We start from the raw sequence: 12,395 nt of genomic DNA on the forward strand, positions 1-12,395 counted from the left end.
TTATTTTAGAGTGACGATGGTCACGCCTTTTCCTCCTTCTCCATATTCACCCAGACGGTATTTTTTCACATGGGGATGATGACGGAACATATCCCAGAGATGTTCTTTCAGGATGCCCGTACCCATGCCATGGATGATGGTGACTTCCAGAAGACCCGCCATGGATGCTTCATCCAGGTAGTAATCCACCGCTCGTTCCGCTTCAAGGGCATCACTGCCACGGACATCGCAGCTGGTGGAAACACTTCTTAAATTGAGCCTTGCTTCACGCTTTTCAAATTTTCTCTGTTTTTTGTCTTCCTTTAGTACCACCAGATCTTTTTTGTTTACGGAGAGTTTCATGATCCCCGCCTGCACCATCAGATCTCCTTTGGCATCTGGGAGACTGAGAATAGACACTTTCTGGTTCAGCGTGGACAGAAGGACTTCCTGTCCTTCTTTGAATTCTGTGACTTTCTCTCCTTCTACCCGTTCGAAGAGCTCCTTCTGTTCTCCTTTTTCAAGATCCTTTTTCAGCGTATCCCGGAGAGACTGCAGGCTTCTTCTGCTGTCTTTAAGATCCACGTTCTGCTCGATCTCACGAAGCTGCTTCAAGAGGACATCAGCCTTTTCTTTGGCTTCCTCCAGGTACTTCTTCCCTTCTTGCCTTGCTTCACGTAGAGCTTTTTCACGGATTTCCTCGATTCGCTGCAGCTTTTTTTCCAGCTCCTCTTCCTTTCTTTTCAGCTCGTTTTTGATATTTTCAGCAAAGCGGGCATCTTTAGAAGCATCTCTTCTGGATTTTTCCAGGCTCTCAATGAGCTCTTCAAACCGGAGAGCCTCTTTATCGATATAGGCTCTGGAACGTTCTATAAATTCTTCCGGAAGTCCAAGACGTTTGGAAATGAGAAACGCATTGGATTTTCCAGGCACCCCGATGAGAAGCCTGTAAGTGGGACGCAGTGTCTCCACGTTGAACTCCACAGAAGCGTTGGTGGTTTTATCTGATTTCAGCGCATAGGCTTTCAGCTCACTGTAATGGGTGGTGGCCATAATATGAAGCCCCCGCTCCTTCAGTGTTTCCAAAATAGCCATGGCTAGAGCAGCACCTTCTGTTGGATCGGTTCCTGCGCCAAGTTCATCAAAAAGAACTAGCGCTCTTTCATCTGCTTCTTCAATGATGTGGACTATGTTCACCATATGGGAGGAGAAAGTGGACAGACTCTGTTCTATGCTTTGCTCGTCTCCGATGTCTGCATAGATACTGCTGTAGTGACCAATGCTGGAGCCATCCGTGACTGGAATCAGGATACCGGCCATGGCCATGATATGGAGAAGTCCAACTGTTTTCAAGGTTACCGTCTTACCACCAGTGTTGGGTCCTGTGATGATGATGGCGGTGATGCCCTCCTCCATGTATATGGTGGAGGGTACCACTTCTTTATCCGGAATCAGGGGATGCCTTGCATCTCTTAAGTTGAACGTGAGGTTTTCCATAAGGGCAGGCATAGTGCCATCGGTTCTGATGGAATACTTCGCTTTCGCAAAGATCACATCCAGAGCATAAACAATGTCCGCGTTGGTCTTGACGAAAGTCAAATCCTTGTCCACTTTCTGGGACAGTTCCATGAGGATCCGTTCCACTTCGGCTTTTTCTTTCAGCATCAGTTCCTTGATTTCATTGTTGAGATTAACAAGCCCCATGGGCTCAATAAATAGAGTTGCGCCAGAAGCGCTCTGATCATGGATCAGGCCTTTCACCTGACCTTTGTGCTCTGCTTTTACCGGGATGACATAACGGTCTCCCCGGACCGTATAGATGGCATCCTGAAGATATTTCTCATTCTCCCGGACCAGTCCTTGTATTTTATCTTTGACGCTGGCGGTCTTTTCACGAAGCGCCCGCCTGATTCTTAACAGCCCGTCACTGGCATGGTCTGCAATCTCATTCTCATCAGTGATGGCCTGATAGATGGCGTTTTCCAGATTTTTTAAGGATGTGACACCAGCAGTGAGTTCCTGAAGTGCACCTGTTTTTTCATCTTTGCCTACATAGTCTTTCAGAAGTCTTGCACTCTTTAAGATGTTGGCGGTTTTTACAAGGCCGTCGATGGAGGCGGTGCCTCCTTTACCAATATAGTTTAAAGTACCAAGAACATCATAGACCCCTTCAAAGGGAGCGCTTCCCTTCTCATCCAGAAGACTTTTCGCTTCGTTGGTCTCCTGAAGGGCTCGTAGGATTTCTGTCTTGGAGGTGAAGGGCATAAGCTTCAGGATCTCTTCTTTTCCTGGAGAAGATACCGCGTAAGCGGCTACTTTTTCCCGGATTTTTGGAAATTCCAGTTTTTGGATGTTTTTTTCGTTCACTATTCCACTCCCCTTTTATAATGTCCGCGGTTGAATGCTTCGAGGGTTAAGGCTTGTTCGTTTTTGAAAGCTCTGAGAATCTCCAGGGCTTCTTCATAGGACTCTGTGGTAAGGTCTACACGGAAAGAGGTGAATCCTAGAGACTGAAGATCTTTTGTGGTGTCCAGAAGATTTTTGGGTTTGCCGTTCATGATGTAGCTTCGGCAGAACACATCCGTCATCACAGGGAACTCTTCGCCCATACGGTCTTTCAGAGAGAATCGATCTCTCATGCAAATCTCGTTGCATGGAGTTTCACGTGTCATGCCTCCTAAAGAAGCACCCACGGGACAGTATTCACTGTGCATGAGCTCTTGCCGGCCATAGACGAGAGTAATCAGTCGGTCCTTGTGCTTCAGTTCTTTCAGTTCCTGACGGTTCAGCTCCTCACTGACCATGCTCATATAAAGATCCTCTCCGTAAAGATGAAGACCATAGCTGTTCATAAGGTTCATTTTATAATCGCCGATGATGCGGAACTCCTTGTGGAGCGCCCGCAGTACACCTGCATTGTTTGTGACAATGCCTTCTACTGCCCCATATTTTTTCAGGTCTCTTACCTTAGAGACCACACCATGCAGCTCTTTTCTCAAAATATTGGAGACCTTCAGATAAATCTTCAGACCCAGTGCTTTCTGCTTTTTCAGAAGATCTGCCACATCCTTGAAGCTGAGATGCCTCTCTCCCCGGTAAAACGGATAAAGCACCAGCTCTTTCATATCGCTCTCTAATGCGGCTTTCAGCTGTTCTTTGGTGGAGATGCCCACAAGGCGGAGCTTCTCCTGTCTTTTCTCAAGAACAGGGGTTTCTTTAGACTGAAGTCCTCCGGATCTTTTTCTGCTTTCTACCTCATAGGCTACGATGTCCTCCAGGAGCAGTCTTCTCATCTCGTTGAGATCTTTCACAGGCAGAAAGCCTTCTTCGAAGTTCCTGAAGCTTAGGGTTTCTATGACAAAAGGAGTCTCGCCGCTTTTTTTAAGCGCATCTTCCACTCTTTCTCTCGTAAGTGGAGCCTTTTGAGCTTTTTCCACCATTTTTGAAGTCCTATGATAGATTCTGTCCTTATAGACCACTGTAAGGGAGGCTTCCTCACCGGGTGCAAAAGAAAGGTCTCCTGTGAGGCCGATTTTTTTATCGTATAGACCATTGTGGCTTCTTTTGAGCTGATCCATCAGCTCAAAATCATAGGTCTTATAGAGTTCTCCCTCGGGCAGTTTGCTTCTCCCGATGAGTTTCACCTGTTCCCCCGCATCTGCAAAGTCTTTTACATCTTTTCCGTCCCGGATACCTTCTACAGTCAATCCTTTTTCTCCAACTCTTAGGCCATCGCCTTTCTTTAAAGGCGCATCCAGCTGGAGAGTCCCGTCTTTGTGAACCTTCCCGATGCGTACTCCGGTATTTTTAGGGTAGTGGAAAGCCATCATGTCTCTTCCGGTTTTACCGTGGAAGTAGCCATCTGAGAGACCTTCTCTGTTGAAGACTTTAAGCAGATTCTCTTTATGGGTTTTTGATTGATATCCTTCAATCTCTTCTCTGAAGTACTTTACTGTGGCTGCCACATATTCCGGACGCTTCATTCTTCCTTCGATCTTCAGGGAATAAACACCAGAATCCAGAATCTCATCCATGTTGTCTATGGCTGTGATGTCCTTCGGACTCATGAGATAGGCCTTGGCTCTGGATACGCCATTCTCATCCAAAAGGTCATAAGGGAGCCTGCAGGGCTGAGCGCATCTTCCGCGGTTTCCGCTTCTCCCGCCTAAGATGCTCGACATGAGGCATTGCCCGGAATAGCTGATACAAAGGGCACCATGGACAAAGATCTCGGTTTCTACACCGAGGTCCACACTGATTTCTTTGATTTCCTCAAAGGACAGCTCCCGGGACAGCACAATCCGCCGAATGCCTTTCTCTGTATAGTAGAGAGCGCCTTCTCCATTATGGACTGTCATCTGAGTGGATGCATGAAGCTCAAACTCCGGCAGCTCTGTCCGCAGTCTGTAGATGAGTCCTGGATCCTGAACGATGAGGGCATCCACACCGATTTGATAGAGATAGGATGCATAGGATACAGCTTCTTCCAGCTCATTGTCTTTCAGAAGGGTATTCAGCGTGATATTTACCCGAACATCATAGCTGTGGCAGTAATCTACCGCTTCTTCGAGCTCTTTTTCAGTGAAGTTGGTGGCATAGGCTCTGGCGGAGAATTTGGTTCCGCCAAGATAAACAGCGTTGGCTCCATTTTGTACAGCCATCACCAAGGATTCCATACTGCCTGCTGGTGCTAATAGTTCTATATATCTCACAAAAAATCTACCTCAATCCTTAAAATTTACCTATCTATTATAGCATGAAAACCAGAACGAAGGACCTCTTCGTTCTGGTTTTCATAGGAATCCGGCATTTCTACCTGGATTTTTCTTTTAAGATGGGATTCTTTTCTTTTTTTTCTTTTTCTTTCAGCTCTTTCGTTTGAGTCAACTGAGTGTCAAAGAGTTTTTTCTGAAGCTCCAGCACTTTATATTTGTAGGACTGCAGCTCAAACTTCAGCTCTTTGTTCAGCTTGGAGAGGCTTTCGTTCTCATCACGGTATTCTTTGGCGCTGTCTTGTGTCAGCCTCAGCTCTGTTTCCAGTCTCTTGATTTCCCGATCTTTCCCAAGTTTTTCACGACTGTCTTCTTCCTGAAGTTTTGAGAGAGTTTCTTTCAGCTGGTTGTTTTCTTTTTGGATTCTCTCCACCTCTTTCTCAAGAAGTATCATTTCCTCTTTCATACCCGCTGCTTTTTTGTACACAGATCCTTCCTCTTTTTTGAGGTTCTCCAGGTCATCCTGTTTCTTGTACAGTCTGTCCACGGCGTTAAGCGCAGCCAGAACAGAGGCGGAGGAAGTATCCATCTGACGGTTTCTCTCCATCATGGAGCTGATCATCTGATGTACTTCTTTTCCGACTTTTCTTAGATACTCCTCAGGTTCCTCACCCTTTAAGGTGTATTCCTGACCACAGATCCGTACCGTCACTTTATTCATCTTGTCGTCCCCTTTCTGCATGTCCCCGTATGCATTGTTTTCGGCATCTCTATATTTTTCAATATTCTCAATTATTCATCAGTATCTAATATTATAGCTCGTTTTGCTGAAAAAATCATCCGTCAGGAAGAATTTCCTGACGGATTCTAAAGATTCTTTTCCGATTATCTTAGTACTGCTCCCAGCATATGTTCCAGTGTGCGGACGATTTTCTCATGGACTTTATTGACTTCTTTATCGGTCAGAGTTCGTTCCTTGTTCCGGTACACCAGATTGTAGGCTACGCTCTTCTTTCCTTCTGGAAGCTGCTTGCCTTTATAGACATCGAAAAGTGTATAGCTTTCTAAAAGTGATCCTCCTTGCTTCTTGAAGATCATTTCCATTTCCTGTACCAGAACCGTATCATCGATGAGTACCGCAATGTCTCTTGTGACAGAAGGATACTTTGGTATCTCCACGTACTTTTTCTCGGTCACCGCTGCATTATAGAGGGTCATAAGATCCAGTTCCATAATGTAAGATGCTTTTTCCATGTTGTAGTTCTGGGAAACTTTTGGATGGATCTCACCAAAGGTTGCAAGCTTCTTCTTTCCTAAAAGCACATGAGCGGACTTTCCTGGATGGAAAGAAGGATGATCTGCCCGTTCGTATAAGATATTGGTTAGACCGAATTCTTCAATGATGACTTCTACGATGCCTTTCAGGTGATAGAAGAGGTCTTTTCCATAGAGTCCTACGGTGAGGATTTCTCTTTCTTCTGGCAGCGGGCTTTCATTTTTCAAATAAATCTTACCGATCTCATAAAGTGCTGCTTCTTCGTTGCTTCTTGCTTCGTTTCTTGCCAGAGATTCCATCATAGAAGAGATCATGGTGGTTCTCATGACGGAGAAATCTTCGCCCAGAGGATTTCGGATCTCCACCATATTTCTTAATGGAGAGTCCTCAGGCAGGAGAATTTTCTGCAGGTCTTTTCTGGAAATGAAGCTGTAGCTGATGGATTCATAAAGACCTTGTGCTACAAGTGAATTTTCAAGCTTTTTTCTTAAGATCTGATAAGGATATCTTCCTCCACGCTCTGCATTCACATGTGGTACCGTTGGAGTGATGTTGTTGTATCCATAAATCCTGGCTACTTCCTCCACAATATCTTCCTTGATGAACAGATCATTTCTGAAGGTTGGCGTGGTAATCTCCAAAACATTGCCATCCACCTTAGTGTCAATCTCCAAGGCGTTCAGGATGTCCGCCATTTTTTGGCTGGAAAGATCTGTTCCGAGGAACCCGTTGATGTAATCAGTAGATACAGCAAGCTGATTGGGCTCTCTTCTCATGGGATATACATCCACAGTATAGTCCAGCACCTTACCGATGCCTAGCTTCTCAATGAGATGGCAGATTCGGTCTAAGGCAAGCTCTGCAAGGTTTGGATCAATGTCCTTGTCAAATCTGGTGGAGGCATCGGTTCGAAGATTCAGATAGGAGGAGGCATTTCTAATGGTTACACCATCAAAGTTTGCAGACTCCAGAATGACAGAAGTAGTATCTTCTTTGATTTCTGAATCCAGTCCACCCATGAGACCTGCAAGTCCGATGATATTGTTATCATCCATGATGAGCAGTGTTTTTTCTCTTAGAGTCCGCTCATTTCCGTCTAAGGTTGTGAACTTCTCACCGCCGGCTGCTTCTTTCACACGGATGAGGCCAGAGGCAATCTCTCTTTTGTCGAAAGCATGAAGGGGCTGTCCAATCTCCAGCATCACAAAGTTTGTCAAATCCACCATATTGCTGATGGGCCTGATGCCGGCTTCCAATAGCCTGCTCTTGATAAAATCCGGACTTTCTCCAATGACCACATCCACAACTTCCCGGGCCATATACCTTCTGGAAAGAGGTGTGTCTATAGAAACCTTCACAGGCTCCAGGTCTGTTTTTTGCGGGTTGAAGTCTAGGGATGGTTTTTTCAGCGCGGTACCGTATACAGCGGAAACTTCCCTGGCAAGACCCAGGATGCTGAGGCAATCCGGTCTGTTGGATGTAATTTCCAGGTCCAGAATACCACCGTTCAACCCAAGGACTTCTTTGATGTCTTTTCCCGCAGGAGTATGCTCAGGGAGGATCATCAGACCGTCACAGGTGCCCTTTTCTTTCAGTCCCAGTTCTTCTTCAGAGCAGAACATCCCATTGGATAAGATGCCCCGAAGCTTTCCTTTTTTGATTTCTGATCCGTCAAAAAGAGTGGACTGGTGGAGCGCCACTGGAACTGTATCGCCTTCCTTCATATTGGTTGCTGCGGTGACAATGACAATGGGTTCCTCCTCACCGATCTCCACGGTACATACCTGGAGTTTATCTGCTTCCGGATGCTTTTCGATTTTTGTGATGTTTCCGGTGACAATGTTTTTCAGTATATCAAAGGGATTCTCCAGACCTTCCACTTTGGACCCAGAAAGGGTCAGGGCATCCCCGAGAGTTTTTCCGTCCACATCGATATCCACATAGTCTTTCAGCCAGTTGATTGGTAATTTCATCTCTTCTTCCTCCTACTTGAACTGCTTCAGGAAACGCATATCGCTTTCATACAGCAGCCTGATGTCATCGATACCGAATTTCTGCATGGTCATACGGTCCAGACCGAAGCCAAAAGCGAAACCGGAATAGACTTCAGGATCAATACCACCTTTTTTGAGCACTTCAGGATGCACCATACCGCAGCCCAGAAGTTCCATGAACCCTTCCCCCTTGCATACTTTGCAGCCTTCTCCATGACATACGAAGCAAGTACCATCCATTTCAGCGGAAGGCTCAGTGAATGGAAAGTGATGGGGCCTGAACTTGGTGATGATATCATCTCCGAACATCTTCTTTACAAAAAGATCTAAAGTGCCTTTAAGATCTGCAAAAGTGATTCCTTTGTCTATAACCAGTCCTTCGATCTGGTAGAAGATGGGAGAATGCGTTGCGTCCACATCATCGGATCTGTATACTTTTCCTGGAGATATCATCTTGATGGGCGGTTTCTGGTTCTCTATGGTTCGGATCTGCACTGGAGAAGTCTGTGTTCTTAACACCACCTGATCGTCAATATAGAAGGTATCCTGTTCCCCTCTTGCGGGATGATCCTTCGGGATGTTCAGCGCTTCAAAATTATAGTAATCCAGTTCTACTTCGGGTCCCTCTTCAATGGTGAATCCCATTTCCAGGAAGATATTCTCAATCTTTTCCATGGTCATCATGAGGGGATGTTTGCCGCCCATGGGAGATTTTACACCAGGAAGGGTAATGTCTATGACTTCATTTTTTAACTTCGCGTCAGTTGCCCGTTCTTTCAGGCTCTCTTTCACGAAGCGGATTTTTTCCTCCAGCTCCTCTTTCGCTTCATTGACCAATTTACCGATAAGGGGCCTCTCCTCTGCGCTGAGGCTGCCCATACTTCGAAGAATCTGGGTGAATTCTCCTTTCTTCCCTAGCACCTCCACACGCAACTTTTCCAGTTCTTCACTGGTGGAGAGTGCGGCCAGTTTTTCATTGAATTTCTGCTTTATGGCGTCAATTTGTTCTCTCATATGTTCCTCCTATCAAAATAAATAAAAAATCCGTCCCTAATAAAAATAGGGACGGATTGCTTCCGTGGTACCACCCTGATTGACAGAATTCTTCTGTCCGCTCAGTTAAATATATCGGTTTACCCGTCAGAGACTACTTCATTTCCCCTCTGATGCTCCAAAGTGAACTTCGCTGTATCTTTCCATAAAAAGCTTTCAGTCCATGGCTTTTTTTCCCTAACTGGAAGGGTTACAGGTACTCTCTTCATCCTTGCACAGTATTCAGTTTGAGTTCTAATCTATTATAAAAGGTATTTTACAAATGTGCAAGCCATTCTCATAGACTTTCCTATGATCCTTTTACAATGCCTAGCGATAAGCTTGATTGCGGTTTATGAGCAGCAAAAAGTCTCCACTAGAGAGACTTTCCTTGAGTCTGACGAACCTTTTCGAATAGAATAACAGATGCTGCAACAGCAGCATTAAGACTTTCAGCACCTCCAGGCATTGGGATTTTCAGAAGCACTTCAGCGCGTTCTTGAATATCCATTGTCACTCCGCTGCCTTCGTTGCCAATGACGAGAATCAGGTTCTTTGTGAGATCTTCCTCATAAATACTTTTTGTTGCATCCAAGCTCGTAACTGCAAGTTTATAACCTTGATTCTGGAGGGTTTTGAGCATCATTTCCCCGTCACTATATATTGGAAGATGAAAAATAGAACCCATGGAGCTTCTGAGGACTTTGTCACTGTATGGATCCACGGTGTTCCTCCCAAGGAGAATCCCCCCTGCTTCTGCTGCGTGGGCAGAGCGGATGATGGTGCCAAGGTTACCTGGATCCTGAAGTCCATCCAGGTAAATGTACATGGAGTTCCTGAAAGGACCTGCATCAGTTATATTTGAGTCTTCATCCATATGGACAACGCCAACCACCCCTTGGGGGTGCACCGTAGACGACAGCTCTTTTAATAAAGCTTCTTGTACGGCATATATCTCCTCTCCTTTAAGATAAGGTTCGATATACTTTCTGAAGTCCTCTTCTTTTTCAGGAACATAAAAGATTTTATCTATTATTTTTCCGGATTTCAGGGCTTCCTCGAGAAACCGGAATCCTTCCACAAGATACAGCTGGTTCTCGTTTCTATGCTTTTTCTCTTTGAGTTTTTTTGTAGCTTTAATGATGGGATTTGTTTTACTCTCAATCCGATGATCAGTCATTTGTTACTAACCCTTCAATTTTAGAGAGGTCATCAATGGAACCAATAACAACAAGAATGTCATCGGTATCCACCAGATCTGTAGCACGGGGTGAGATGTTGATGTCTGTTCCAGATTTTATGGCCATGATATTGATGCCATATTTTGCCCGAACATCAAGGGTCTTGATGTCTTTTCCAATCCAAGGCTCAGGCGCTTTAACTTCTATGATGGAATAGTCTGGTGAAAGTTCAATAAAATCCAGAATATTGGAAGATACAAGATTGTGTGCTACTCGTACACCCATATCGTACTCTGGAAGGATCACCCGGTCTGCACCGATTTTTGTGAGAAGCTTTGCATGCATCTCATTGGTCGCTTTCGCGATGACTTTCTTTACGCCAGCTTCTTTCAGGTTCAGCGTCACCATGATGGAAGACTGGATATTGCTGCCGATGGAAACAACGGCGATATCAAAGTTTCGGACCCCTAACGTTCTTAATGCATACTCATCCGTGGCATCCATCTGAACTGCATGGGTGACGGAATCCGAAATTTCTTGTACAGTGGTTTCGTCATCATCAACAGCCAGCACATCATATCCCATCTGAAACAGTGTTTTTGCGACACTTTCACCAAATCTGCCTAATCCGATTACAATAAATTGTTTTGCTTTCATGTCTGTCTCCTTATCCTATCAGAAGTTTGCCTTCTGGATATTTAATATTCACTTTTCCTTGTCTTCCGGCCAGTGCCAGCATCACTGTCAATGGGCCAACTCTGCCTAGGTACATAATGATTGCTAAAGTGATTCTGCCCACCACCGAAAGCGATGGCGTAAGTCCTTGGCTTAAACCGACCGTACCAAATGCAGAAAGAACTTCATACAAGATGACCTCAAAAGAAGCGCTTACTTCTGAGATGGAAAGAATCATAACGCCAAGCACTACGATGGTGATGCCAAGAAGAAAAACTGCTACTGCACGATATACCGTACTTTGTGACAGTTTTCTATGATACACTTCTGCATCTTCCCTGCCTTTCAGCACGGAGATCAATGTGAATATGACAATTCCTAAAGTGGTTGTTTTAACACCACCCGCTGTGGACCCGGGAGAACCTCCAATAAACATATAAGCCATGGTCAATAACTTGCTTGCTGGGGACATTTCCGAGTTTGAGATACTATTAAAACCAGCAGTTCTCGGTGTAGTTGCTGAGAAGAAAGAGTTGATCAGTTTATCGGAAAAACGCATTCCTTCCATGGTGGCAGGGTTGTTCCATTCAAAGATCAGCATCAGAAGCGTACCTAGACTTAGCAGGACAAAGGAGATGGTGAGCACTACCTTTGCGTGCAGTGTGAAGTTCTTCAGCTTCTTTTTTGTTCTGACCCCATTGAGGATCTCTCTCCATACAAGATAACCAAGACCACCGATGTTGATGAGCAGTCCTAATGTGAGTAGGATCACCTTATTGTCATTGACCAGCGTTAGGGAATTGAAATTCCCGAGCAGATCAAAGCCTGCATTGTTGAATGCGGAGATGGAATGAAATATGCCATAATAAATGCCTCTTGCCATGCCATGTTTCGGAATAAACTGTGTCATAAGCACAAGGGCAGCACTGCCCTGAACGGCTAAAGTAAAGAAGAGCATATAACGCACATGATTGATTACACCTTGTAGTGTAAAAGTGTTGTAGGCTTCTTGCATAACCAGTCGTTCCCGCAATGATATTTTCTTTCCAAGAAGCAGAGCAAATATCGTAGACATGGCCATAAAACCAAGGCCACCGATTTCGATAAGAAGTAGAATCACATTCTGACCGAAGAATGACCAGTATGTTCCTGTATCAACAACCACGAGTCCAGTCACGCAAACAGCGGAAGTGGCAGTAAAAATTGAATCCAGGAGGCTGGTGTACTGCCCAGAGACAGAAGAAATAGGTAATGAAAGAAGTATTCCTCCCGTCAGTATTACAGTAGCAAAACCAATGGCAAGAATTTTAAAGGGACTTAGCTGTTTTTTCTGTTTTATGGTTTCCATAATAACCACCTCTTTTGTCTTGTTTCATCGTCACCTGATACATTCTACTCTTCTATTGCGATTTATCAAGGGTTTACCCTAACAAGAATAAAAAATTTCTTACTAAACATGATAAACCACTTGAGGCTAGCCTTCAACCGGTACTGCAAAAATTACAAAAAAAAGCCACCTTATTTGAACTGCTCCCTGTCAAGTGGA

The 12,395-nt window shown here is 44.8% G+C and carries 8 protein-coding genes and 1 other annotated feature; all 8 genes read right to left on the reverse strand.

Annotated elements, in window-relative coordinates; translation table 11 throughout:
* A complete protein-coding gene (locus DEF30_RS06835) occupies positions 1–2,346 on the reverse strand; it encodes an endonuclease MutS2 (protein ID WP_294097563.1) in 2,346 nt (781 codons plus the stop codon).
* Positions 2,346–4,691 (reverse strand): U32 family peptidase, encoded by a 2,346-nt coding sequence (locus DEF30_RS06840; RefSeq protein WP_294097564.1) that lies wholly within the window; start codon positions 4,689–4,691, stop codon positions 2,346–2,348. The genes DEF30_RS06835 and DEF30_RS06840 overlap by 1 nt, the downstream gene beginning before the upstream one ends.
* Before the next feature lie 100 nt (positions 4,692–4,791).
* Complete coding sequence (gene zapA / locus DEF30_RS06845; RefSeq protein ID WP_294097565.1) at positions 4,792–5,412, reverse strand: cell division protein ZapA; 621 nt, start codon at positions 5,410–5,412, stop codon at positions 4,792–4,794.
* 164 nt (positions 5,413–5,576) lie between these two features.
* The gene (gene pheT / locus DEF30_RS06850) at positions 5,577–7,940 is read right to left on the reverse strand and encodes a phenylalanine--tRNA ligase subunit beta (protein ID WP_294097566.1); all 2,364 of its coding nucleotides are present in this window, start codon (positions 7,938–7,940) and stop codon (positions 5,577–5,579) included.
* Between the two features lie 12 nt (positions 7,941–7,952).
* Positions 7,953–8,975 carry a phenylalanine--tRNA ligase subunit alpha gene (pheS, locus tag DEF30_RS06855; protein ID WP_294097567.1) on the reverse strand — a complete coding sequence of 341 codons (1,023 nt, stop codon included), beginning with the start codon at positions 8,973–8,975 and terminating at the stop codon, positions 7,953–7,955.
* A 44-nt stretch (positions 8,976–9,019) separates the two neighbouring features.
* Positions 9,020–9,235, reverse strand: a binding site (T-box leader).
* A gap of 134 nt (positions 9,236–9,369) precedes the next feature.
* Positions 9,370–10,173: an RNA methyltransferase gene (locus DEF30_RS06860; protein ID WP_294097568.1), complete on the reverse strand. Its 804-nt coding sequence runs from the start codon at positions 10,171–10,173 to the stop codon at positions 9,370–9,372.
* Positions 10,166–10,831, reverse strand: a complete 666-nt coding sequence (locus tag DEF30_RS06865; protein ID WP_294097569.1) for a TrkA family potassium uptake protein — start codon at positions 10,829–10,831, stop codon at positions 10,166–10,168. Before DEF30_RS06865 ends, DEF30_RS06860 begins: the two co-directional genes overlap by 8 nt.
* Positions 10,832–10,841: 10 nt before the next feature.
* Positions 10,842–12,200, reverse strand: a complete 1,359-nt coding sequence (locus tag DEF30_RS06870; RefSeq protein ID WP_294097573.1) for a potassium transporter TrkG — start codon at positions 12,198–12,200, stop codon at positions 10,842–10,844.
* Positions 12,201–12,395: the final 195 nt, after the last annotated feature.

The organism is Proteiniclasticum sp. (assembly GCF_003514505.1).
Taxonomy (GTDB): domain Bacteria; phylum Bacillota; class Clostridia; order Clostridiales; family Clostridiaceae; genus Proteiniclasticum.

Bases quoted from the DNA above. Each gene is read 5' to 3' on its own strand.
- pheT (WP_294097566.1), bottom strand. From the start codon at position 7,940: ATGAAATTACCAATCAACTGGCTGAAAGACTATGTGGATATCGATGTG.
- pheS (WP_294097567.1), bottom strand. From the start codon at position 8,975: ATGAGAGAACAAATTGACGCCATAAAGCAGAAATTCAATGAAAAACTG.
- zapA (WP_294097565.1), bottom strand. From the start codon at position 5,412: ATGAATAAAGTGACGGTACGGATCTGTGGTCAGGAATACACCTTAAAG.
- DEF30_RS06860 (WP_294097568.1), bottom strand. From the start codon at position 10,173: ATGACTGATCATCGGATTGAGAGTAAAACAAATCCCATCATTAAAGCT.
- DEF30_RS06865 (WP_294097569.1), bottom strand. From the start codon at position 10,831: ATGAAAGCAAAACAATTTATTGTAATCGGATTAGGCAGATTTGGTGAA.